Source organism: Anaerobacillus sp. MEB173 (assembly GCF_052119505.1).
In the GTDB taxonomy this organism is placed as follows: Bacteria; Bacillota; Bacilli; order Bacillales; family JBJMAU01; genus JBJMAU01.
Map to the genome: position 1 here is coordinate 1 of NZ_JBJMAU010000001.1, position 26,038 is coordinate 26,038.

Consider the following 26,038-nt stretch of genomic DNA (forward strand, 5'->3'; position numbering starts at 1 on the left):
GAATAGGACTAATCACAATGATTAGTCCTATTTTTTTTTTTCGGGGCCTTAGCTCAGCTACGAGCTAAACGTCCGTTGTATTAACTACGAAATACTTCGTTAAAAGATTTTTGTTTTAGATTGTGATTGGAACTGTTTTACTCCAGAGAAATCCAGTTATGTCTTGGGAGGTGGGGACGCGTGTACCGTCGGTTGCAGATACATAAAGGTTTGTATATTTTGGTATCCACGATACATCAATTTTAGTTGTGAAGCTGCTGGTAACGGAATTGGTAAAAACACGATATTCATTGGATGGACTTTCCACAATGATACGGATTCCATTTGAACCAGGTTTAAAATCGGTTCCAGTGACTAATATCGTACCATTCTCCTTAGTTACTTTGATTCTAGGTGTTCTAGGTGGTAATTCATATCGAGTCCAGCGTTTTCCTTCCTCCCAATACGCTCCTTGTATAGAGTCGTCTAAACCCATCCACCATACATCCATGATGTTTTCCTTTCTCGACACAGCGGTGATACTTCCACATACATTATCAGCGTTACTACTTGGAGCGCCTATTAAATTATATTGCTTCCATTGTGCTCCATCTTCCCAATATGCACCTTGTACCGTGTTATGAACCCCAGTCCACCAAATATCTATAATATTTTCCTTTCTCGACACAGCGGTAATAGTTCCCTCCAACAAGTTAGCACTATTTTTGGGGGCTATTTCATATCGAGTCCAGTATCCTCCTTCAACATAATAAGCTCCTAGTACCTCACCATTTGCCCCCATCCATACTACATCTACGATACCTAGCTTTCTCGACACAGCAGTGATTCCACCTGTGGAAGCAGTACCTGCTGGGGCTATTTCATATTGATTCCAGTGCCCTCCTTCAATATAATAAGTCCCTTGAATCTCTCCGTTCGCCCCCATCCATATTACATCTATTATGTCTGGCATTCTCGACACAACAGTGATCCCACCTATGGAAGCAGTACCTGCTGGGGCTATTTCATATTGAGCCCAGGTTTCTCCTTCTTCATAATAAGCCCCTTGTACCTCTCCATTTACCCCAATCCATACTACATCTATAGTGTTTTTCTTTCTCGATACGGCTGAGATCCCGGTTGTGGAAGCGGTACCTGCTGGGGCTATTTCATAACGAGTCCAGGGTTCTCCTTCAACATAATAAGCCCCTTGTACCTCTCCATTTGCTCCAATCCATACTACATCTATGATATTTTCCTTTCTCGACACAGCTTTGATTTTATCGTTACCAAAGGAAGCACTACCTGCAGGAGCCAATTCATAACGAGTCCAGCGTTCCCCTTCCTCCGAATACGCGCCTTGTATCGATCCGTTTAGTGCAATCCACCATACATCTATGATGCCTGGACTCCTCGACACAGCTGTGAGGCTTGTTAGGTTTTCGCAGCTGCGCAAATAACGGGAGTCACCCGATGAATTCCAATGCTGTTTAAATGGGGTTGCCTTTAGATCAGGGGTAAGGACCATTTGGTAATTCTGGGGTATTTGCCCATGGGTTGGCAACATCAGTTGTTCCGTATTCATCTGAGATGGTATACAAAAATATGGATTACACTGTTGTCCCGAATATTTATTTAATGGCATACCATAGTAAGGCATCATCTATGTTCCTCCTCTGTTATTAAAAGGTAGTCATATAACCATATTTATTGTATGACCTGATTTTCCAAAAGGTGAAATCATTAATTAGTTATAACGAGGGTAATTATCTGCTATTCAACTAGTACTTTAATACAGAAGGTAACAAAGTAAGGTATACATTTGGGGCCACTAAACCAATCATCTCAATATTAGTTGGAAGGAAAGTACACCGACCGGGGTGCCATCTTATCACTCTAATTTTTGACACACATATATATATTGAAAGTACTGTCTAATATAGGAAAGGAAGGTATAAAAAATGGATCAAAGAAATGGAGATAGACAATATGGTTGGCAAGGTGTGTATGGTGGTGAAAACGCCGGTTGGGGCGGTTGGTATCGTAGTTGGAAAGGTGGAAAGGGAGGTCATGGTGCTCGGAAAGGTGGAAAGGGCGGTTATGACGATTGGAAAAGTGGAAAGGGAGGTCATGGTGCTTGGAAAGGTGGAAAGGGTGGTTATCGCGGTTGGTAGTTAGTAAAAACAAAAGCGATCCAAATTATAACTACTGTCCTTTCAGACTTTTTGGAACAATTACTTACGAAAAAGAGTTGTCTATCAGCTCTTTTTCTCATATCCATCCAAAACTCATTGCAAGCACATAAAAAAGCAAGGGCGGTAGATATTTTCACCCTTGCATATTTATTTTTCCTTAATTTACTCATTCATACCAATTTAAAACACTTAACACTACCAATCACTATTCCTTTATCGTTGTAACAATTGCAATTTTACAAGTAAATGATATCCATATATACTGTACGTTTATAGGTTTGCGTATGTTGTTCACCATGAAATATATCAATTTCTTCGACAACTAGCCGTAATGGATATCCTTGATTTTCCTCTGGAATGACTACTTCACCTTCCCATATGACTACACCATTCCCATCTGGGGAGCCCGGATGGATCACTATTTCATCTAAGTTCGGTACGTCCTCCCAACCTAAGGTCTCATCCTCAATCTCAGCAAGCTGATATTGAACTTGGACATTCATCAAACTCGTCGCAGGAGCCGCCGTATTATCTTGTAAGTTTATGATCTTTTTAGAATAGGTTACACCGCTTACCGAGACATTGTAGACGCCAGGATGATTTGGGTTCCGTGTGACAGTTAAGGAACGATCAGGTGCAGTTTGAACGATGTCTGCAAGAACTACGGGTGATATGCGTAAATCAGCAGGCACGATCAACGAATTTGGTTGGAACCGGACAAGGGCTAGTCGGATAAACGGGTAGTAGGCATTACCGGTATCAAGATCTAGGTCACAGTACCACATCTTGCGTTCACGATCCCAATCTACTTCGTAGCAAACTACCTTTACAGGCTGATTAGGAAGTTCAAATAAATGAACATCATAAACCTCTTTATAATTCTTAAAGTCTTCTATGGTCGGCAGTGGGAGTATAGGTGAATCTCGAATGGGATCTTGACCCCAAAAAGTCAAGTAACTGTAAAGAGCTTCTTCTCGATTAGGTACTTTATTTTCAACTAAAACAATACCCAGCATCTCACCGTTTCCGGAAGACCACCATGGGCGGTCAAGATAAAGCCGAACACCTCCCCTTCGTACACTCGTAACTTCTCCATCATCCTCATTCATTTGCTGCCAAGAAAAAGTAGGCAAGACGTATTTAACTAAAGGATTAGAAGGCCTGGCTGTGCTAAGGACGTCTATTTCAATCTCTTGAGTTTCTCGTACAAGGTCCTCATTTGGCATGCTTGGTAAGAAGTACTCACGGAAGCGTGTTGTAGCCCTGACTTTGTAGCGGACACGTCGGTACTTCGTATCCCCAAATCCGTGTTTCTCCACTTTGCTTGCCAAATTCATTTGTTCCTGATTTTCTGGAGTCACAAGTCCTTGTAACAGGTTCCTATATACAGTTTCCGCCTCATAACTGTTGAAGACAAGGCGTGATTCGTATTCCTCTAAATGTAAGGCATTTGGGTTGTCTTTAACGAATACCTCTTTTCCGTGATCTAGCCAAATAGGTAATTCCATCACATGATCACGGAAGGGGACGGGCTCTAATTCTGGTTCAACTTTCGTTATATCATCAACTCTTTCTGTCCATTCAGCAAGAATATCAACTTTGGAAGTGCTTGGGATATGAACATAGATGTTTCCAAAGAGATATGCTTCGGTACTATTCTCCTCACGTGCTCTTATTTGAAGAGTAGGTTGCGAAGGAAAATCGAGTGGTTGTTGAACGGCGTGAACAAGAGTGATTTCTCGAAAAGGGGTGAACAACCAGGTGCGACCATTTAAGATGTCTTTTTCTAGTTCCAACAACTCCTGATCGGTCCAATTGGTTTTATCTTCCTTCACCCACTGTAAAAGTCCCATAGCCTCAAGATTTCCTCCAAACCTTGAGCTAACGCGAATGCCGGAAGCTATACTTGCCTTTGGAAGTTGGATGGTAAGAACTCGGTTTTTTTCGTCCCAAAAAGGTCCAAAAGATCCTTCAACTATACGAATGCGGAACGGTTTAACCTCATACCAAGGATTTGCTTTTAAGTCAATGTAAAACGATTCCCCGGGATCAAGACCGGGTAGTCCGTGAAAAACCACACCAGAGGCCCATGGATCTGGTAAGTAAGGAAGAATCAGCTGCCTCTCAGTGTGAACTGCGTAGCCATCGGTCGATGAAGGATCTGACCCAGTGCGAATAAAGCGCACGGATGGTAACGAAACATCGTTGAATGATCCAGCCTCACGTGTAGCCAAGTAATATACATCCTGTATGACCCTGCGAACCTGATCCGGATGCATGCCGCTTTTCTTAGCATCAAGGGCTGCATCCAGCAGCCCATGCTCCTCAATCATCTGAAGTGAGGCTTTAGGTGGTGCCACATGCCTGTCGTTAAAAGGCTGATAGACAGGGTTGGCCGCAGCATATTCTTCTGTTGATTTGTTATAGTTGCTTCGAATAACCAGCCTTTCCAATGATTCACCTTCCGCATAGGCAGTCGTATCAGGATTATTCAGATTACCACTAGGGCTATACAACTGTCTAGGAACAAGTTCCGGAGGATTAACGGGATCAAAGCGGAGGTACTTAAGGTAACCTATAGGTGATTGATTAAGTAATAACGCTGCTTCAATCTTTTTTGCTTCCTCCAAATTTGGTCCATTGCCTGCTAAATCAACTGTTCGGACACGGAATGTATAATCCTTTCCAAAACGGAGACGAGGTAAGGTTCCATACTCGACCATGAAATCTGTCTCTAGTCCAAGACGCGTCATAGCAGTGTTTTTAACTTGCTGTGGCATAGTATCAGGTTCGTCAGGATTTGGCGCACTTGAACTTGCGCTGATACTCTTGCCAGGGCGAGGTGCTGATAAACTCCAACCATCCCAAGTGAAAAGAGACTCGTGAATGTAAAGTTCCTTAACGGGATCATTAGATTCAGGAGAACTTGTGACACTTGGTTGTATAAAGCCCTCGTCAATAATCTCGAAAGACCCTGGAGCGTTAAGTATTTTATATTGGCCAAACCGCCGATGCAGTGAATACCTATTTTCATTTTGATCAATGACATCTAGACGGTACCCGCGTAAAAGATCTTCTGCATACAGGGGGTTATCCGGTTCGGGAGGACCACTGATAAACATCTGGTTCAATTTTGCTGAGCCGTTAAAAATATCATTTAAATGCTGGGCATTCTTGTTACGTACAACCGAGATACCACCGTTACGCATGGGTGAAACTCCGGACTCTTCGTTTGTATCAATGGGTTTGTCGGTCACCTCTTTTCTATTTTGAGCCGCTATACTTGCCGCAAGATTCAAGGTTTTGAGTGCAGCACCATCAACATCAACTTGAACCAATTCAACATCCTCTTTTTTAGGAATCCAAATACCTCCATCTATTTCGTTTGTAGAAGAGTGGGCAGTAAATAGGTTTAAACCATTTTCCTCCCTATAATGATATGCCGTCCATGGACAATAGTCTTCCGTCCATGAATGGTCTTCCGGCCAGGAAGTCAGATTATCATTTTGGCGAGTAGGGAATTGAGAAGACCAACTAGGAACGATACGCAGTTTAAACTTGCCGGGATCGTTATTTGTTTTCGGTATAGAATCAGCTGGTATATAAAGGTCTATTATCAGTCCTAAGCGTCGTAAAATCTCTGGAAAATCACCTAAGGCTGAGAGCATTTGATGGAAGTCGATTTCTTCCTCAAAGTGAGCTTTGGCTTCAGGACCATCAGGTAGCGGAGTTGGTTGAGTCCAGGCTGGGCGATAGTGAAAAAGCATGGTACGGTAATAAGCATCTTGAACATCATTATCACGGGGGTAGCCTGGATATGGGACTCCGGGACCTGGTGGACCAGTTGGAGCTGTTGGACCTGTTGGACCTGGTGGACCAGTTGGACCTGTTGGACCTGTTGGAGCTGTTGGACCTGGTGGTTCTTGAGTAAAAGGAAATGGCGGTATAATCGCATCTCCTGTTGTTCCTGAATCACGACGCCTACGAGCTTCGACTTTGGCTTCTTCAAGAGACTTGTTTAACAGAAGGCTTAAGCCTTTTTCAGTATTTACCTTATCGTAAAAGAGATCTTGGAGTTCGACCAGTTCATAGATTAATCGATAGATACTTACACATTCTTCATTCGAATCATCCCTTGGAGGGATCATACAAGGTAAGTCATTACGTGCTTCTTTAACAAGGTTTTGATAAAAATTCTTTAGATGATCCAACACGTTTTTAACTGGATAACTTACGATAGGCCGGTTGGAATAGTCATCAAATTCGTACGTGTGAACGGGAATATCTGACTTAAAAAGTGAACTCCAAAGCGGTTGAATGGGAGGTGGTGAAACCCTGTATGCTGGTACCACCTTCTTCTGTGTTCCGTCAGCCACCTCAATTGAAAATGTCGCTCGGTCTGGCTGCATACGATATGCCCAGTTGAGAAAATCAGGAAATGAAGCCAATGTTACCCCTTCATTCGAATCATTCGAACGTAATCGTGGGTTTACGAAAACAGAAAGTCTTAAATTTCGGTTATTTCCATCCATCGTCATTCCATTGGGGAGAGCAATCCAAAGAAGACTTTGAGTCGTAGCCATAAAAAACTCCTTTATCATTTATTTTAATAGATTGAATGTAGTTTACAGATTAATTACTTCTACGCAAATGCCATGCAATATTTTTCCCATTCATAGGGATAGCCACCTTCATATTCAGGGCCCATTATTTGAGCAAAAGTAGGATCCCCTTTTGGTCCTGCGAAACTCCGTTCAACAGTGAGGTTGATGCTCTTACTAAAAAATGCGATCTTAACGCCAACCGTTAAAGTGGCTTGCCCCCAGACTTCTACATTCGTATTTTCCTTCTTACGGATAGTTAGACCTAGGTAGAACTCAACAGTAACCGAAACCAGACCTAGAACACTCACATTGCCGCCACAGCGCAGGTAGCCAGTAAGCTTTACTTCATCCCCGGCCATACCGAAGTATATGCCTGCCATCACATAAACACCGCCACTGGCCACTCCTAGATTTATGCTTATATTCCCACCAAATTCAATGGATGCCTCAATTCCTTCTATTCCTTTAGCACTGAGTGCAAGACTAAAGAAACCTCCTCCTGCAAAGCCCATTACCGAGACATTGAATGGCTTTTGGCGCTCCGAAATGGAAAATTTTACACCAGCAGGCTGATCGACAAAGGGTAGAGACAGAGCTGCACTAAGATCGATATTCTCAAAGCTGAAAATACCAACACCGAAAGACGGGATACCCAGTGTGAAACCTGATGTAACGCCAGTTGCTGACACATCTATGAAAGGTGGGTCGGAAAAGGCATTAGGCGGTATGATGTTTTTTATTGTTTCTACAAATTCAAGCGGCCCCTGGAATATCAGGTCGAGGCCTTCTGCACTGACATCCATTTTCTTACCGTTCTCAGCTGTAAACCTTAACTCAGAAAATTTAAGCAACATGGCACCGACAAATTCCAAAGCAAACTCTTGTAGCTTGCCTAGTACCATGTAGGTAGGAGGGCTACCGTCGGGCGCAGTTACCATTTGTACATTTATGCTTAGTTGAGCATCGTTCCGAAATCCTGTAACCTCTTTTTGTGTTATGAAACGAAAGAATGCGTTCTTATCATCAGGCCAGTTTTTAATACTGGGCTTCCACAAATAACGTGTTTCTATGGCATCATTTGGCAGTAGTCGTTTCGTTAGCATAGGGGCTACTAGCTTAAAATTTGGATCATCGACTTTCTTTATTAATTCGTCGGGTGTTAAAGTTGATTCTATCTCCTTTATTTTTAATGGATCAAAGCTTACTTCTTCTAGAATATCCTTAAGTGTAATACCTCCCAGGAATTTGGCATTATCTAACATGCTTGCTGGGTTGAACTTGCCTAATTTTATATCGTCTGGGTTAGCGACAGGGCCGAGCGCTCTTGACAATCCCTCAATCGATGTTTTGGGTGTGATTAGGCCGCCGGCTTTCTCTGTAGGTAAGGAAAGGTCTAGTTTAGCAAGCTTCGCAAAAACTTCACCTTTATTCAATGTTGCATCAAACCCATGATCTAAGTACGTTTTTTCAAATTCAATAGATTTTTTATCTAATTTCCGACCTGTTACCTGTTCAGCAGCAGGAATGTTCACTTCCGCTGACTCCACTTGCGGAAGAAACCCAGGTTGAAAGTATGGCAACTTCAAGTCACTTAACACTTCTTTTTTTTCACCTATAACAGGTTGTGCCATAAATTTCACTGTTGCTGTTTCGAGTGTAGTCTTACCCTTACTGTCAGCGTCAGTATTAGTAAAGGCAATAGGCTGGTGGTTTAAAGGGACATTTCGTAAATTTGTGTAGCTATTATAGATATCTACTATTTCTTGCCAATTTGGCGGTTTCTCATTGAATGGAACGCACAGTAGAGGCCGTTCAAACGAAACAATGTTCCCATCCCAATCTTCTGCGACCATTTTGAAGCGAAATGGTTCGTCTTTCTCTTTATTCTTCTCGGTAGGCCAGAAAGGCGTAGCGGGGCCTAAGTTCTTAGGCCAAGGATATTTTTCACTAGGAACCAGCTTGGGAGTTGTCCGTGTGGTGATTTTTATCCACTTAAATGGCATTTCTCGACGGCCGTGCTTGTAAACAGGTTCTAGTGTTTCGTAATTTTTCATAGGCTCTCGGACTTCGAGGTATTTATATTGTCGAAGAACTGCTTGTGCACCGTTCTGCCCGTTTGGAATACCGTTAAATTGTCGTTCTGTGATGGTAACTATAGATACCAGATGCCCTGTATCACAAAGAAAGGCCTTCTCTACAGTTTTAACAAATTGGTCTCTGCCCTGGGTCATAATGTGCTGCCATTGCTCTAGGGATAAACCACCTTTATAACCAATTGGGTAATTCCATGCAGCCTCAAAGTTAGCCCAAGCTCCTGCAGAAGAAAGCATCAGTCGTCGTATATTGATAGGACTTGGTTGGTATTCCGAGAAAGCTGTTGTCAACCGTACAATCTGATTAAGGTTCTCCTGGGTTAGGGTTTTATTTTCAATTGGAATATGGCGATTTGACGTAGTAATAAGATGCGTTTTGCCGCCTTCACGTACTAAGTTTTCGTTTTCTTTCTTCTTTTCTCCAAGTTGTGTATGCCATAACACAAATCGACCATCTTGACCCTGTGATCGAATGATATTATACCAAACGCCTGATTCGTCAGGAGAAAGATAGAGACCCGTCGGGATTTCCAGTGCAGTCTTTCCCTCAAAAATCTTCGGGTTAGGTAGGGAATCTGGCATTGGGAGATCTGGTAGTTTTGGCAACACGGGTTTGTAATCCTTCCAGTTTAACAAAGTTTCCAGTGTGAACGGCCATTTGTCTTCATAGTCAGGAAGCTCGAACACTAGGCGGCTTGGTCCGGAAAGCATGGCTTTGATTGGAGTATTTATATTTACATTTTCTGGGAATACCTCTTCTACAATATGCTGTGCGGGAAAGTGAACGATTAAGACTGCCGGTTCACCTGCATTACTCCTGGCAAGGTGTAGAGGAGATCCTTCAGTGTGTATGTTGACTAGTTCAAACCTCAGGACTAGAAAGTCTTCTTTCCGTAAAACTCGGATAAAAAGATTATCATTAGACACAAATTTCTCTCCCTTCTTTAGTAAAAAAAGGATTGGCATGTCATCATAGCAGGTGGCTTAATTAAAATGCAAGATTCATAAACAAAAATATGCATTGAGGAAATGTGATAGACCATAAATTTCCAAATTGTAGGACCGTCTAAATTGTAGAATTTTACCCATATGCCTCTATGTAATCCACTCCAAATGATAAACGCATTGTGTTATTTTATAATTTTGTTTTAATAATAAATTTTTCAGTATCGAAAAGGATTTTAAAATGACATCGGAGAGGGAAATAAGCGAACTAGCTGGACTTAATAAAATTCACTGATATAGACGAATTGAATAAAATAAGAGGGAACAAATGAAAGGGGGAGATAAAGATGGATAGCTATCTTTACAAACGTACTTATGTAACATTAACAGATGGCTCTGACTTTTGGTACTATCCGACTTTGATTCAAAGTTCTTCAGTTGCAGGATACCGTTGGGATGGGCTCCGTTGGGTGGAAAACAGAATTGACTTAAGAAGAATCCGTTGGTTTAATTGTTTGGAACGAACGGAGGAATAGGGGGAATAGAATCTTAAGTAAACCAAACCAAACATTTAATTTCTCAATATATTTCTGTCTTTGTATTAGCGTTCATGTTTATTTTTGAAATAACGGCAGTTGTATCATCTTCATTCAAAACCTATATAACAAAATGGCCACATAACCAAAGCAAAACTAATAAAGGATCCATAAATTGGTTTTCCTTAAGAAAGGGAGTAATAAAATTAATGGAACGAAGAAGGAGAAATTTCTCGATGAATCATATGGCCACAAAAGAATCTGCTAGGTACTATTATCCTCCTAACTACCCGCATTCAAAAACTTCTCAATACTCAGCAATGCCGTTCAATCCTTACAACCTGTATGGATTCCAGCAGAATACATCCTATTATGGTCCGTATAATCCGAAAAATCGACAAACCGCGGGGGCTGTAGCTACAGGTATTTTAACCGGAATCGCTAATGCTAAATCAGCCGTAGACACTGCAGCAAATATCATTAAGCAATTAAATCAAACACGATCAGTGATACTTGAAATTAATAATAATACCGATCTTACGTTTAGAAAGCAATATGAAAAACACCAGGAAGGTGGTTGGGCACTCACTCCTACAGGGCAAATCCCACCTCATCATGCTCTGGTATTCGGTGCTCAAAGTCCTTCTTGGAGTATAACTGAAGGTACAGTAGGCCAAATCATTTATGCGGCACCCGGGGTCGTTATAAGTGTTTGGTGGAGCAATCCAGTTTTTTATCCTAACAATTGTGATTTGCAGATCCTCGGTCCAGATGCAGATAAGTACTGGATTAATAAAGAATGTGGTAAAGGGAATGTCGGGGCACATATGCGATATGAGATCTATCCTCGCTAGAAAAGAGTTAAAAAGGAAGGTACCTAAAATCATTTATTTTGGATAACCCTCCTTTTTTTTTCTCCAATTTACCCTTTTGAATAGATAGATAAGTTGAAAAAATTGGTTCCGAATTAGAGTAAGGGGCCAACTTATTTTATTGGATGAAGGTGTTCGATTGGGTAGGGGGTTTTACTGGGTTCCAGGATCGAAATTTAACCCGACCAAAGGAACTATTAAACAAATGTCATTTACAGTTAGAAGTTGAAACATGGTGCAGATAAGGTAATACATAAGAGAATTTCCGATATATGTATAAGTATGTGAGCAGAAGTTTTTATAGCTTTAGCGAGTAGAATCAATAATGTAATTTCCGTGTCCTTACCAGAAAGAATATAAATCCAAAAAGATTCACCGATTCCAGCGCACTGATACATCGTAGCACTCTATTCAGACTTGGTGCTTGAACCTGATTGGTTTGTTTAAAGCAGTTTTAAAGCCAAACGCCATTGAGCAGTTCGGAAAATTTTGCTTTGAGCTCTGCTCCTAACTCGGCTTCCGTGTTTATTGAGAGAGATAGGATTCTGATGACACAATAATATTCATCTCCCGAGTGAAGTCCTCTTACGAAATTATCACCGAAAGTAGTTTTGAATTCCTATAAACTTGTTGCGGGATTAATGGACTATTATATTGTTTAGTTATCATTCCAAAAGTTAAACAGAAAAATCATAGAAATTTTCATATGAATAGTATAGTGGGCATAATTTAGATTGTCGTTATGAAAAAACTTTCAAATAATAAAAGTAAGTGTAATGCAGTTCTCCTATAAAGGAAATCAATGCGTTTTGAAGAGACCACCAATCAGTTTACCACAAGTATTGACCTAAGATTCAACAGTTGATTGAGAGGAGTACGAGATTAGCTAACAGAATCATAAATGGAAAATGTTTGGAAGGATAAAAAACGTGCTATGAATTTTGCGTTTTAAGCACAGGACTGATAATCAAATAGCCCTGTATTGCTTACCTTTGCACGAGTAGCGATTTGAAAGCATACAAGGAATTGATTGGAGGAATACAGAATGAGAAACATTACTACCGCACTGATATATGTTGATGACTTCGAAGCTAAGATGGGGACGAATGTCGCTTGGAATCTCGACATTAAATTGACCCTGCAGCGGATTCGCACGCTGATCCGAAATCCCGAACTAATTGAGCAACGCGCCCTTAACGCCTGTGGACCGGCGGTGTTCTTCCGTATTTGGTTTGCTCGTGATCCATTTGCAGCTGCGATGTTTGCATGCCAGATGCTCCGCGATGGGTCGGCAAATATTGGTAGCCTGAGGGTTGTCGCGGGTGCCAGGCTACGTAGTAAGGACTATGCGCGCATGAGATCGATCACCGACTCCGCCCACCCGAACGCTACACCGGAGCATGCTGACTGGATGCTCTTAAGTTCGCTACGCGATTCCGAGAACATCTTTGGATATGCAGGCGAGCCCTATACAACTATGGATGCCGTGAGTGGCCTTACACTGCCCAGTACGCTCAGCAATTGGCTCAACGCGACCGGCCTATATAGCAGTGTATCGAACGAGACGAATTTTGTATATGCCCCCAATCAACAACAACTTCTAAACATGATTCCGACCTCCAACGTCGACATAGTCTTGCTCGTAAGTAGCACATTTGATGATGGTCTACAGCCTTTCTTCATGCCCCCGCAGGGCATCCTTCCGGGGCCCGGTGGGGCTCATATCCCTAACCACTATATCCTTGTTACGGCGCCCTTCATCAAGTCAAACGATTCGCTTTGGTTACGGATGGAAGTGTGGTCCTGGGGGAGGAGGATTAGCGGCTGGGTGGGATACACCCAGTTCTTTACAAAGTATTTTGGGCCAATCATCGCAACAGCACGCTAAACGTTAACAGCTTATGTTCAGACAGCCAATGAACCATTTTATATAGATCTAGCATTATGGGTAGTTACCCATTTATACAAAGACAATCATTCAAAAAGGATAGGGCTAAATATAATATTTGGAAAAATAGTTAAGATAAGGAGTGTATGATTTTGTATTATCGCCAACACCCGATAACACGCTCTAGTTATACTCAGCAACAGTATTTAATGGATTCCATGACAGGGGAAAAGTTTGATTATGAACTCATCTCTCCATATCAAGCTCAATTTAGAAATACACCTAACTACTTGTACAATCCCTCTCAAACAATGTATCCTTCTTTTCCGCTAAACCAAGAATCTAGCAATAGTAGGGAAATCGGAACTGAATTTCTTGGGCTAGTTCAAAACGGTAGATTTAGGATTATTTGGCCCCGTTCTGTTTCCGGCATTATTAAACTAACAAAGGATCCGATCTATATAGGACGGCCTATAGAAGAGCTAAGTCTGGAAAATCAAGAAGGAAAGGTTATGTTGGTGGGGGGTGACTATCGAGGAGAATGGATTTACCGAGTTAAAATCATTGAGGAAGCGGGACCAATTCTTGCAATTGTAACAAAGGAGTTATTCAAAGTATCAGATGAATACCTAAATGGTTAACCAGTCTATTTGGTTGTTAAGATACAGCGGCTGTTATTACATGCTGTTTGGGCAAAATTGATCGTCGATTAAGATGTATGTAATAAAAAAGATGCCCCCGTCATGATCCGAAAGCACTTAAAAAAAGTCCAAAATATAATTTAGGCAGTATAAAGTTCATTGAATCAGGAACTTTATACTGCCTTTTTACTTTATAATTAATCCTATTTAAGTTGAAATTTCAATCTAGTCTTCATTCGAAGATTAACAGCCTAGGGTGTGGGAATGAGCAATACTGCGTGATTTTGGATATAGGGGGTGGAACCACGACCACAAATCCACCCTTTGTCGTTTACAGAACGCGCATCAGTTAGAATCCATCCACCTGACAGGCCATGGCCTCCTGGTGCAGCCCCACAAGATGTTGTGTGAATATCCAAAAGACCCATTGTAGGGCTATAAATTGCGCCATGATCTTCTAATTGATTGGTGTCAGGATTAAGAACATTGGTTGTCAAAGCTATGGTGCCGTTCGGTGAGATGTCCCATGCCCCTGCATTTTGGGAGGGACCCATTGGGATTAATTCCATGGCCCCACCCGGACGCACAATAAATCCAGTACGAGGGCGTCTTGGGGCGGACATAACATCGCCAACTCCAACTATTGTACCGCTGTTATTAATGGCTGTAGCTTGCGCTTTTAGGTCTGTGAACGTGGGCACTGGTCGTATGGGAAGGACAGAGGTAAGAGTTCCCAAGTCTCGTGTAATTTTACGTGTATTAGCATCCCATACAACAGCATGCTCCTCAATATTCCCAAAAGTGTTTCGGAACTGGGCACTGCCGACGATTATGTTTTGATCATTTATCCCAAATGCTTCACTTTCTAGGTTTGGGTCTAGAGCATCTAGAGGTATTGGTGAATTGGATGGATTATTCCCATTCCAAAAAACAGCCCTGCGGAAAGTACTGCCTATTGGCTGGGTACTACTCCACCCTACAATTATACGTGATTCATTAATTGCATTTGCCCGACCTGGTCCAAATAGGGATAGAGGCGCCAATTGATAGCCAGAACACCCTCCACTGCTGCAGTCAAGCCAGAGGAACGGTATTTCAATGCCTCCTGGATATACACCACTACTCCCAACAATATCACCTCTGTTGTTTATACCAAATGCTTGTGCAGTTATCCCGATAGGAGGAGGAAGATTAAATACATTTCCTCCTGGGGTCTGGGGTATATATAAGAAAGCATTTAACCCTGCCCCCCATCCACAAACCCAGCCATTTTGATTTATGTCTGTGGCGAGCCCGGCCGAAGAGGGAGTGAGGTCGACGACAGTATACTTTACACATGTTGGCATTATTAATTCACTCCTATCTTTACACATTCTTATAGTTTCTCTATCCCAAGATCTTGCAAGGTAAAGTGCTAAAGATAAACGTAATTGTTTTCCATGAGTATCAACCTCTATGAACTAGATAATAGAAATGCGGTAGAATTGAAGATGGATGTAAATACGAAAAGGAACCTCCTTATTAAGAGTACTGATAGTATATTTGTCTATATTCGCTTTAGTTGATTGTCTGTTAAGAAATGTTTATTTTGGCTAATGAGGATTCTTTGAATAATGACACTGGAAAGTTGATACACGAGGGAAAAATAATGGATTATGGGAAAAGAGCTGGCAAACATCGCTTTTTCGTAGTTGATCGTTCCAATTAAGTGTGAATGGATGGATCTACTAACGAAAGACTAAATTATATTATTTGGTTGCCAGCCCAATAGGTTGTATTATAAACCAAAATCAACTTCATTGGGTTGAATGAGGGTTATTGATATCACAATTATGATTTCTATGTCATTCTTAAAAGAATCTTCGTATTCCTATATTGTAAGAGAATTTCGACTGTAGATTAGGAATTGAGGCATCTCCGAAGGTGTTTTCTACGCGGACATCAACATCACCTGAAAAAGGAGACACGGGTACGAGAACTTCCATTCGTCTTTGGCTTACACTGACAACGGGTGCAGGAAAACTTCCGAAGTACACCTTTGACGAAGCATCGAATCCCCAACCTTCAATTACTACCTTACCAAATGTACTAATCGCTGCAACTGCATTATTAGGTACCACTGATGTGATTGCCGGGGTAATGGCTAGATCTACCTTTAGCGCATCCAATACGTTTAAAATAGGCATAGCAATTCCTCTGCTACCTAATCTATTTCCTAAATCACTAAATGGAATTTCATACAAGAGACCTTCGACCTCATCGTTCTCGTTTAAGATTACAGATCCTGAATCTCCACCACCAGCAAATGCCTTGCCAGGGACTGAGCTAATTACCTCAAATCCTGAAACAATTGGTTGTAAAGCACCGAAAATTAACCTTACCATGTAACCATCCGTATACAACGTGCGTCCACCGCGTTTTTTTACCTTTTTAGGGAGGGACTGTGGGAGTGGGGTATTCCATAGGTGGACTCCCTTAACAGGCCCAATATCGACAATCTCATTCAGTAGTGTGTGATTCGGGGAGGTAACCTCAATGACGGCACAATCGAGCATATAAGGAGAACCATGAAACTTAACATCAGCAACCTTTCCAATAACAACTGCCCCTGGGTGCCCCTCCGGTGGTTGAAATATACTCCTTCCAATGGCGTTGACATCTGGCTCATTATAATCATATTTAACCACATGTGCACAAGTAAGGAGAAGTTTTTTTTGGGGGGGAGTCCGGCTCCGTACTATCGCTCCAAGTGTTCCTGGGAATTCTGATATATTGCCGGTTCTACTTATCGGGTTTATACTAATTCCACCTCGCAAAGGGTTATATGGAGCAAAATCAGAAATAGATACGGGTTGGTATTCCACAACGTCAGTTATAAAACCGGAATATTCGGATGGAATTATTTCAGCAGACGGAACCTCATTGGGAGGCAGCTTTTTGGGAACATAGACGAATAACGCCAACTGATTTGTAAACCGTCCTCCAATCTCCTTAAGTCCGATGCCAACGATGTACTTTTTTGGAGTAATTGAGTCGATCCGCTTTCGCAGTGAAAAGCAAGCATCAATCGCCTCTTGAGGTACTCTTATTTCTTTTTCTAATTGCATAAAGGCCATCTCCATGCCCCTTTCTTTTGCTCCTTTATGTCATAAGCAAAAACATCTAAATACACTTATTTATTTAGTAAAATGGATATAATTCATATACCATAATTAATCTATGCTAACTATTTTTTTATATGAAAATTTGAATATCTTCTTTTCATTAACTTGGCAATTCCTTTTCAGTTGGAAACGAACTCGGAAAGAGATTTATATTAAACTAAAAATCTCGCATTTTAAACAATGTTAGTCACCTGGTTATTTTGTGGGATCTCAAATGCTTATATTTATTTAAAATCAGGTAGTATAACCATCTCTACTTTCGTACATGCCATACATAATCTTCCAAATGATTTAGTTTTTACAACATTAACAACTTCTCGTTATTCCAACTATCTGAGATCTTTACATCATTTTGTAAAGGGATTTATGGAATCATTTTATTTATCGTTATTATTGTCTTAACTTATAATCTTTTATGGTAAGAAATGATAATAACACCAGCTGATAATCTGAAAGTATTTTGGAATAAACAAGCTAGTAGAGAAAAAGGATTTGGAGAAAATGCCTTTATCAATACCCTTTAAAATAAGATAAAATCATTCAAATGAAAATAATTTCACTAATTAGTTTTCGTAATTAAACTAAAGGTGGAATAGTTGAAGATCCGGTTGCCATAATAGGCAACTTTTTGTTATTCAACCTTACGCATCCTTATAATAAGAAATTTATCGTTTCCTAATACGCAGTAGGCCATTACTGCGCAACCATACTGTTAATAGCCTAACATCATAGGGACGATTGCATTCAAAGTGATCGTCTTTTTCTTATTTGACTAAATACTGTGCAATAAATATCTTCTTTATTTAGGTGGTTTTGTGAAAAAATGAACTTAAACGAGCAGTTTTATGGAGGGGGAACTTTTAGTCAGAAATAAAACACCTCCTATTAACAAGAGGTGCAATTGGTTAATTATTTGTCTTTTGCAAGGTTTTTTCTATTTGGAGAAAGTGGAGGCTCCTCTAACCACTTATACTGCGTCATTAAATTGAACCATTCTTTTGTCACCATCAAGTTTTTCAATATAATCTTCTCATATGTTACGGCAAGATCAGTTCGCATTGCAGTAGCAAGTCCAGTTCCATGATAGGCTTGTGCGGTTTGTAGTAGGAAACCAATATGATACAACATTAACTTATCTGAAAAAGGAGAATCCTGAGAAGTTGTGACTTCTGTTTCCCAAGACATTGGTACAGGCAAATTATCTTTCTTTAATATAGAACTAAGTGCTTGAATTTGGTTATCCGAGGTCTTTTGCGATGATTCCAAAAATTTTCTTACTTCTTTAGATTGGGCAACTTGGCTAAATGCAATAGAAAGAGTTTTCTCCAATATCTTCTTTTTCAAATTAAACGAAAGACTGATAATTTCAGTCGCAGCTAAAGGTCGTTTGTCCCCAAAGTAGCCATCTAAAAATTGTTGACCTGAAATAAATTCAGTAGTTGCTTCAGGATAAAAGTAAGGGTCTCTTTGAAAATGCCCCTTTTCTAACAGTAATTCTACCGTTTGATGATACATTCTTTTTCCGTCATTATCGCACGAATCATAAAAATTTCTCAAATCCTTTCTTACAGAGGCACTAAGTGATGTTATGTGTCCCAATAAACCATGTAACGTCATAACGTGTAAATAGTGTAAACAAAAAATGTCCGAAAACAATCTTTTTGTCCCTTTATTAAGGTCTGAATCAGTAAATCCAATTGGTATAGGAAATCCCTCATTTTCAATAAACGTGGCTATCTGATTTTTCTGTTTTGCAAATGTACTTATCGCATCCTCAAAAAGTGTTCTTATTTTTTCGTCTTCTATAATGGATAACATATACTTGTTTATAATATTAACAGCTGTACCATTAACATATTCTGCCCACAAAGTCCCTATCTCAGCAGATGTGAGCTTTAAATCCTCTATATCCATAAAATCACCTCATAAAGTATATTTTACTAATTAGGATAGAAATATAATCTTTTTAAAATATAGAGGAAATGTAAAGTTTAAATTCTTGAGAATTATTTATATAAGTATGAAAGTGTATTAACTAAAAAAGGCAAGCAAAATACTTGACTTGCCTTTTTCGTAAATAATGTACACAAGGTAATACTTGATGAATATTCAATAATTTAATTTAGAGATTGCATCCTTAACATCGTATTTAATCTGAATATGATATTGCTAAAGAAGAATGCTACTCTAACTCCCGCAGTAATTACGCCTGAGAATAAACTAAAAAGAATATCCAAAGTATATCCCTCCACATTGAGTTTAGTGTTAAAAAATAACACTAGATTTAGTATCTAACTGGTAAGGGAATTTATCCAGTGAAATTAATTTTTTCAATCGGTCCAGGTTGTGGAGCAGCTCTTATATTACGTAGTAGACAACTACTGCGCAACAATTATTTTCAATTTTTAGGTCACTTTGTGAAAAAAATGTACCTAAACGAAACATTTAACACAATAAGCTATATATATTTACATAAGGAATTGAGTTAATACTTACATAGGAATAAAAATACCAAATATGGTAAAAATTAACCTTAACTTAAAAAAGTTGAGGATAAATTATGAATAACTATAACCCAATAAACAAGGAACGGCGGTTTAAAGCATACGTAAGTCCGATTGGTACTACACAATTACATCTTCGAAACCCATATATTATTGCTTGGTGGTCAGCAGCATTTCCTGGTTTTGGACATCTCCTATTATCGAAATATCTAAGGGGCTATGCGCTTTTTCTGTGGGAGATCCTCGTTAATAATATGGCTAACTTAAATCATGCGATGGTCTATTCTTTCACTGGGAATATTGATATGGCAAAGGACGTTCTTGAACCAAGGTGGTTACTTTTGTACATACCAGTCTATATCTTTGCAATATGGGATAGTTATCGAACTTCCGTTGATATGAATAAAGTATTCATATTAGCAGAACGTGAGAATGCTGACTTTAATTCGTACACAATTGGTGCTTTTGAAATCAATTATTTAGATAAAAGGAGACCATTGATGGCAGTGGTATGGTCCCTTTTCACACCTGGATTGGGGCAACTATACATTCATCGAGTTCTAACAGCCATTTTTACAATGGCATTTATGATTGTTTTTGTGTACTTCTCTAATATTCTTATTGCAGTCCATTACCTTTTTATAGGAGAAGTTGCACAAGCAACACAAGTAATTGATCCGCAATGGTTCTTGTTTATGCCTTCTCACTTTGGATTTGCTGTGTACGATTCGTATGTTAATACAGTTGAAAATAATAAATTATATGAAAGTGAACAGCGGAAATTTTTAAAAAAGCATTATCAACAGCACCGTGTAAATTTTCCAGTATCAGCAGATGGGGTGAAATAAATTGCAAATCTTTTCTACCTTTGAGCACTCATCGTATCTTGAGTTAGCTATTACCTCATTAGAAAAAATAGGCGTAAAAAAAGAGCATATACTTGCGGTTCCCCTCATCAATCGAGTAGAAGAGAGAAGGCTATTTGATACGCTTCATCGAGCAGATGGGATTAGCTTATTTGATAAAGGAGCAGCAATTGCTACTGCCTTTGCTGTTATTGGTGCAAGTGTTGGTTTTGTATTGGAGTGGGGTCCTATTTATTGGGGCTTAATCGGTGCTACGAGTGGATTTATTGTTGGGTTTATCATCGATTACATCATTTTTAAAGTTGTTCATAAAAGGAAAAGAGAAGTGAAAGGTAAAAAGTCAGAAGTTGTTTTAGTGGTAGAGTGCCCTAGTGAACTTGTGGAGAAAGTAGAAGAGGTGTTATGGGAACACCTAGCATTAGGAATTGCTAAAGTTGAAGGATAATATTCAGTATAGCTGAGTATCGATTATTTGTGTGTCTTTTAAAACCACCAGAAGTATTACCATAATATAAACTACATAAAATGAGCATCCTAACATATAGAGGAGGGTGCCCGGTTATGAAAAGTTATATAGTAGATAAGTTTATTTTACTAAGTTTGCTTGTTTTAGGGTTTTGCTTGTTACCATTTGTTCTCAGGAAGCCTCCAATAAAAGACTGGCTACTGGTTTTTCTTTGGAATGCTGTTACTAATGGAATAATTGATAAGATAGTTGTTTCTTACAAAACAGTTAAGTATCCCGTTCGACTACTACCCAAAATATTTAAAACAAATATTTTGTTTGATTTTTTATTATATCCTATTATGACCATTATTTATAACCAACTAACTGAAAAAGACAAACCATTTTTTTTATTTATTAAATTATTTATTTTTACAATCCCGATGATTTTGATTGAACTTTTGGCAGAACGAAAAACGGGTTTAATAAAATTTAAGAGGGGATGGAAATGGTACCATTCTTTTATCAGTCTTAATATTAAATCTTTATTAACTAGGCTTTGGATTGGATGGGTAAGAAAAATAGAAGAATCACAGAAAGTTTAATACTAGTTAGAGGCTAACTTTAACAAAAGGATGCAAATGTGAAGAAGAACAACTAATAAAAAATTCATATGTTGTACAGTACAAGGATACTATTCAATAGAAAAAGATATTTCTCAAGTTGCGTGATTGCGGAAGACTAAAGCCTAATTCCTCTATAAAATGACGGAGGATTAGGCTTTTTCATGGAAAAAAATCGTTGACGTTCTCCAATTGGTAAACATGCTGACAGCAAGTGGTAAATTTCGTGGCAACTGCTGGTAAAAAAACATGGCAGAGATGGTACATTCTTGTGGCTGTAATCAATCTACCATTAAGAGACAATTATTCAGATAGCATATCAGCAAAACTTCAACTAAAAATATGCAAAAGAGATAAACCAATCATGTTGTAAAATCTTATTTTGGAATTGGAAAGTAGTCTGACTCTAAGACATTACCCTAGGCAATGTTCCCACGGATTAGTTTTGATAAGAAATACTGGTACATTTCCGTAGGGGTTGAAATCGAAATTGAGCAAGTCGAACTTATAAACAGCACGATAGGAATTGATTTAGGAAAAAAAGAACTCGCTGTTTGTTCTACTAGTCAAACAATCAAAAATATTAATAAAACGAAAAAAGTAAGAAAGACTGAAAAACGCTTACGTCGGTTACAACGTAGTGTTTCTCGAAAATATGAAATGTATAAGGAGGGAAACCGTTTCGTCAAAACGAGTAACATTATAAAACTCGAAAAGAAAGTACAAGGGAAGATTAGCGGTCTAGTCACTAGAAAAAAGACACTGTTAATGTGTAGGGTTCGTTGTACCTGAATTTACGCTTGTGGACTGTCACAACAAACCAGAGTAGCTTCGGCAAAATCGGACAGGTGGAAGCAAGAAGTAAACAAGGCGTATAGATTTTTATAAGGTTTTGGCAACGGTGATAGGTTGATGAAAGGGTTTGCCTATGAAACATACGATGGACTAGGATTAGCAGAGTTAGTGAAGAAAAAAGAAGTTTCCCCAAGGGAACTTGTAGAGGGTGTCATCGAAAGAATCGAAGCGCTCAACCCAGAGATAAATGCTGTCATTCACAAGATGTATGACCAGGCAAGAGAGGCTTCGGTTCGTGAGATGACTGGACGGTTTGCAGGTGTACCGATGCTGTTAAAGGACATCACTCAAGAGATGAAAGGCATTCCAATCACATCAGGATCAAAAGCACTGCAGAATTATCGACCGAAAGAGGATTCCGAGTATGTTAGGCGTTTAAAAAAAGCGGGACTGATCTTCCTCGGGAAAACGAATGTTCCGGAGTTTGGTTTAATGGCCATCACTGAACCAACTCATTATGGTCCGAGTAGAAATCCATGGAACATTTCTTATACACCCGGTGGCTCAAGCGGTGGGTCAGGAGCGGCTGTTGCTGCGGGGATTGTACCGATAGCTGGAGCTAGTGATGGCGGCGGATCGATTCGGATTCCTGCGGCTTACTGTGGGTTATTTGGGATGAAACCAACGAGAGGGCGTTCCCCGGTAGGTCCAAGGTACGGACGACTTTGGCAGGGCGCGGCGGTAGAGCATGTGCTCACTCGCTCTGTTCGAGACAGTGCTGCGATTCTTGAAGAGCTAAAGGGATTTGAAAAAAGTGCTGCCTTTTCGGTTGCTCCATATGAAAAGAGTTATCTTGAAACAATCAATACGCCGAATGAACGTACTGTACGGATTGCCTTTTCATTAACATCACCGATCGGAACAGAAGTAGATCCCGAATGCAAAGAAGCGGTGCTGAAAACTGTCAACTACTTAGAAACGATGGGTCACCATGTCGAAGAGGTAGATGCCCCAGTCGACGGAAAAAAGATCGCCAACAGCTATTTGACAATGTACTTTGGTGAAGTCGCTGCTACGTTGTCAGGGCTTGAAGAAGTGTTAGGACGGAAGGTAAGCTATAAGGATGTCGAGCCAACTTCATGGCTGCTTGGGTTATTAGGCAAAGCGACTACAGCTGAGGAATTTGTGTTAAGTCTACGGGCATGGGATGAGGCGGCTTACGCGATGGAAACGTTTCATGAGACATATACGTATTATATCACCCCAACAACCGCCTTCCCTCCTGCAAAAATTGCTGACCATGATCCAAAGCCGATGGAGAAGCTATTAATGAATGTTAGTAACAGGCTAGGATCTGGAGTGTTGTTAAAAAGACTGGGGATTGTTGAGCAGCTTGCAGAAGATAGCTTGAAACGAGTGCCGTTTACGCAGTTGGCCAATCTGACAGGCCAGCCAGCGATGTCATTGCCACTTCATATGACCGCTGATGGATTGCCTGTTGGGGTGCAATTTATGGCCGCTCAGGGACGCGAGGATTTACTGTTTACTATCGCTGCACAGATGGAGAAAACTGAATTATGGCAGGAGTTGACAAAGAATCCTACGTTTACAAAAGTGTAAACAATTAGAAAATTAGTAATTTTCATATAATCGACACCGATAAACCCGTTTTTTCAAAGCATTGAGAAAATAAACATTGGAGGGCTTCCGTTTTTGCAAGGAACAACGTCGATGGTTGAACAGCTTGTCGAGCGGTTAGTTGAAAAGAGTCCAGAGGAATTGCAAGCAGAAGGAATCTTGCCGCGCGGGGCGTTGGAGGAATGGCAGTCGTCACTTGAGGAGAAAGTGCTTGTCGGGATGGTGCCGTACTGGGATTAAGAGTTATCGGATTAAGAATTTGATGATGAGTGTGGAAGAGGGGCAGTTATGGATTAATAATGGACAGGTGAGGAAGAGTGTTGATGTTGGGTTGCTAAAGCGGCAGCCGTCGGTGGTGTTTAAGGAATTGGCGGGGATGGTGGAGTAGAATAGTAAGGAGCACAGGCTGAGGGGATCGGTCTGTGTTTTTTGAGTGTAAATTGTGTGAATTTTAAGAAATATAGTTGTTTTAGGAATATACGTTCGTTAAAATGATATTAAATTAATTAGATCACATGAATTCTTAATCAAACTTATTTTGTGGAAGTTGAGTTTTTCCGGTTAACAAAACTGATATGTACACAAAGTGTAGTAAGCAAATAAAAAATAACTTATAATAATCTAATAGGTAGGTGATCGGAATGGAAGATAGAATTATTGAAATTTTATCAGAACTACAAAAGGGTATGACAGAGCTACAAAAGGATATGACAGAGCTACAGCAGGATATGACTGGAGTAAAAAAAGACATGACTGGGCTGCAAAAGGATATGACTGAAGTTAGACAGGATATGTCTGAAGTAAAACAGGATTTGTCTGAAGTAAAACAGGATATAACAGAAGTAAAACATGAAATGACTGGAGTAAAAAGTGATGTTCAAGAAATTAAAGGAACGGTAAACAGGATTGAAACTTCCCAAACTGAAGATGTAGTAGGAATGTTGAAGGCTACCAAAAAGAAAACAGATTTTGAAGTGGATTATCTGAATAATAAACTAACTGAAATGGACAAGCGATTGTTTAGCCTAGAGAAAAGGGTTGAAAATTAATCATTTAAAGTACTGGCAAATAAGCTTGCTGTACGTTAATTATCGAAAGGGAATAGGTACGAAAAAGGTGCTATTTGAAGTTAATAGAGTTTTAAATAGATATGAATATATAATTTTTAAGGCTTCCTGTCACTAGGAAGTCTTTTTCTATTTTTATTAAAAACCTTATTATCAAAATCCTACTATGGAAAAAGCTCGTGTCTTAATGTGATGGTAGTACCTGAAACTTGTAAACGAAGCGATGATAAAAACCGTCTAGCATAGGATAACTCAGCTCTTATCTAACTTTATACCGTCGTTCAATTGTTTGTAATTTATACGAAATATTAATTACAAATTTAAAACTTATAGTAATATTCGTAAAAAAAGATAAATAGATATAAGTAAATGTATGTTGTCATACAACCTAACTGCTTCTGTATCAATACAGAGAAATTAAATATGGATGAGATTAAGGGGAGATAGAAGTGATACATGAAATTCACAAAATTACAAAACCAGATCGAATCGTAAATATTATTGTTGAACAAATTATTGATTTTATAAAATCCGGGAAAATTCAAAAGGGTGAGAAATTACCTAGTGAAAAGGAGCTTGCAGAAGCATTTGGTGTAGGTAGATCCTCCATCAGGGAAGCATTTCAAGCGCTTGAATTAAGTGGCTATGTTGTAACAAAAAAGGGTGTGGGGAGATTTTTAATAAAAGACTATATCGATGAGGATTCATCTAATTTGCACAAATGGGTGGAAGCAGTGCCATATTTGCAACTAGTGGACGCAAGACTTCATCTTGAAGTCCTTATGATTAAACTTGCAGTAGAACGGTCTTCAGAAGAAATAATTAAGGAAATGGAAGAAACCATTGAAAAAATGAGTCGAGAGGTGGATAACATTGATTCGTTCCAAAAAATAGAATTTCATTTCCACCAAATTATTTATGAAGCGTGTGAAAATGAGGTATTAACAGAATTAATGAGCACGATAACGGAAAGGATCTTTAAAGAATCTGATAAACTGAGGAAATCTTACGTAAGAAATGCTGAGAGTGCTATTGTGGATGCAAAAGAAATTATGGCAGCCTTTATTGCAAATGATGCAGATCAAGCGATGAAAATTATGCAAAGGCATATTGAACAAATCCGTATTACATGTGAGGATGAACTATTAGAAGAAAGATAGTTTGTAAATCCAATATAAGAGTA

Annotated in this window: 17 protein-coding genes and 2 pseudogenes; 13 read left to right on the plus strand and 6 right to left on the minus strand. The window is 39.5% G+C overall.

Going from position 1 to position 26,038, the window contains the following annotated elements:
* Positions 1-115: 115 nt before the first annotated feature.
* On the minus strand, positions 116-1,642 hold the full coding sequence (locus ACJ2A9_RS00005) for a hypothetical protein (RefSeq protein ID WP_441419548.1): 1,527 nt from the start codon (positions 1,640-1,642) through the stop codon (positions 116-118).
* 298 nt (positions 1,643-1,940) lie between these two features.
* Between ACJ2A9_RS00005 and ACJ2A9_RS00010 the strand changes: the two genes are divergently transcribed.
* Complete coding sequence (locus ACJ2A9_RS00010) at positions 1,941-2,153, plus strand: hypothetical protein (protein WP_441419549.1); 213 nt, start codon at positions 1,941-1,943, stop codon at positions 2,151-2,153.
* A gap of 257 nt (positions 2,154-2,410) precedes the next feature.
* Here ACJ2A9_RS00010 and ACJ2A9_RS00015 read toward each other — a convergent pair whose 3' ends face one another.
* Positions 2,411-6,757 (minus strand): hypothetical protein, encoded by a 4,347-nt coding sequence (locus ACJ2A9_RS00015; RefSeq protein ID WP_441419550.1) that lies wholly within the window; start codon positions 6,755-6,757, stop codon positions 2,411-2,413.
* Positions 6,758-6,816: 59 nt separating this feature from the next.
* On the minus strand, positions 6,817-9,798 hold the full coding sequence (locus tag ACJ2A9_RS00020; protein WP_441419551.1) for a hypothetical protein: 2,982 nt from the start codon (positions 9,796-9,798) through the stop codon (positions 6,817-6,819).
* Positions 9,799-10,163: 365 nt separating this feature from the next.
* On the opposite strand from ACJ2A9_RS00020, the gene ACJ2A9_RS00025 reads away from it, so the two are divergent.
* From ACJ2A9_RS00025 to ACJ2A9_RS00040, 4 genes are all read left to right on the plus strand, one after another.
* Entirely contained in the window at positions 10,164-10,352 is a 189-nt protein-coding gene (locus ACJ2A9_RS00025) for a hypothetical protein (protein ID WP_441419552.1), read from the plus strand.
* Between the two features lie 236 nt (positions 10,353-10,588).
* On the plus strand, positions 10,589-11,206 hold the full coding sequence (locus tag ACJ2A9_RS00030; protein ID WP_441419553.1) for a hypothetical protein: 618 nt from the start codon (positions 10,589-10,591) through the stop codon (positions 11,204-11,206).
* A gap of 1,063 nt (positions 11,207-12,269) precedes the next feature.
* Complete coding sequence (locus ACJ2A9_RS00035) at positions 12,270-13,112, plus strand: hypothetical protein (RefSeq protein WP_441419554.1); 843 nt, start codon at positions 12,270-12,272, stop codon at positions 13,110-13,112.
* 152 nt (positions 13,113-13,264) lie between these two features.
* Positions 13,265-13,753 (plus strand): hypothetical protein, encoded by a 489-nt coding sequence (locus ACJ2A9_RS00040; RefSeq protein ID WP_441419555.1) that lies wholly within the window; start codon positions 13,265-13,267, stop codon positions 13,751-13,753.
* A gap of 251 nt (positions 13,754-14,004) precedes the next feature.
* On the opposite strand, the gene ACJ2A9_RS00045 is transcribed toward ACJ2A9_RS00040, so the two are convergent.
* From ACJ2A9_RS00045 to ACJ2A9_RS00055, 3 genes are all read right to left on the minus strand, one after another.
* Positions 14,005-15,126, minus strand: a complete 1,122-nt coding sequence (locus tag ACJ2A9_RS00045; protein ID WP_441419556.1) for a DUF3466 family protein — start codon at positions 15,124-15,126, stop codon at positions 14,005-14,007.
* Between the two features lie 477 nt (positions 15,127-15,603).
* Positions 15,604-16,869 (minus strand): IPT/TIG domain-containing protein, encoded by a 1,266-nt coding sequence (locus tag ACJ2A9_RS00050; protein ID WP_441419557.1) that lies wholly within the window; start codon positions 16,867-16,869, stop codon positions 15,604-15,606.
* A 957-nt stretch (positions 16,870-17,826) separates the two neighbouring features.
* Positions 17,827-18,831 (minus strand): DUF3231 family protein, encoded by a 1,005-nt coding sequence (locus tag ACJ2A9_RS00055; protein ID WP_441419558.1) that lies wholly within the window; start codon positions 18,829-18,831, stop codon positions 17,827-17,829.
* 646 nt (positions 18,832-19,477) lie between these two features.
* Here ACJ2A9_RS00055 and ACJ2A9_RS00060 point away from each other — a divergent pair.
* The 8 genes and pseudogenes from ACJ2A9_RS00060 to ACJ2A9_RS00095 all read left to right on the plus strand — a co-directional run bounded on the left by ACJ2A9_RS00060 (position 19,478) and on the right by ACJ2A9_RS00095 (position 26,015).
* Positions 19,478-20,269, plus strand: coding sequence for a hypothetical protein (locus tag ACJ2A9_RS00060; protein ID WP_441419559.1), 792 nt, complete (start codon positions 19,478-19,480; stop codon positions 20,267-20,269).
* 1 nt (position 20,270) lies between these two features.
* Positions 20,271-20,732, plus strand: a complete 462-nt coding sequence (locus ACJ2A9_RS00065) for a hypothetical protein (RefSeq protein WP_441419560.1) — start codon at positions 20,271-20,273, stop codon at positions 20,730-20,732.
* 116 nt (positions 20,733-20,848) lie between these two features.
* Positions 20,849-21,337, plus strand: a complete 489-nt coding sequence (locus tag ACJ2A9_RS00070) for a CBO0543 family protein (protein ID WP_441419561.1) — start codon at positions 20,849-20,851, stop codon at positions 21,335-21,337.
* 450 nt (positions 21,338-21,787) lie between these two features.
* A pseudogene (locus ACJ2A9_RS00075) lies at positions 21,788-22,081 on the plus strand (transposase); the annotation flags it as partial.
* A 186-nt stretch (positions 22,082-22,267) separates the two neighbouring features.
* Positions 22,268-23,770, plus strand: a complete 1,503-nt coding sequence (locus ACJ2A9_RS00080) for an amidase family protein (RefSeq protein WP_441419562.1) — start codon at positions 22,268-22,270, stop codon at positions 23,768-23,770.
* 42 nt (positions 23,771-23,812) lie between these two features.
* A pseudogene (locus tag ACJ2A9_RS00085) lies at positions 23,813-24,013 on the plus strand (hypothetical protein); the annotation flags it as partial.
* A gap of 416 nt (positions 24,014-24,429) precedes the next feature.
* Positions 24,430-24,837, plus strand: a complete 408-nt coding sequence (locus ACJ2A9_RS00090) for a hypothetical protein (RefSeq protein WP_441419563.1) — start codon at positions 24,430-24,432, stop codon at positions 24,835-24,837.
* A gap of 467 nt (positions 24,838-25,304) precedes the next feature.
* Positions 25,305-26,015 carry a FadR/GntR family transcriptional regulator gene (locus ACJ2A9_RS00095; protein ID WP_441419564.1) on the plus strand — a complete coding sequence of 237 codons (711 nt, stop codon included), beginning with the start codon at positions 25,305-25,307 and terminating at the stop codon, positions 26,013-26,015.
* The last annotated feature ends 23 nt before the right edge of the window (positions 26,016-26,038 follow it).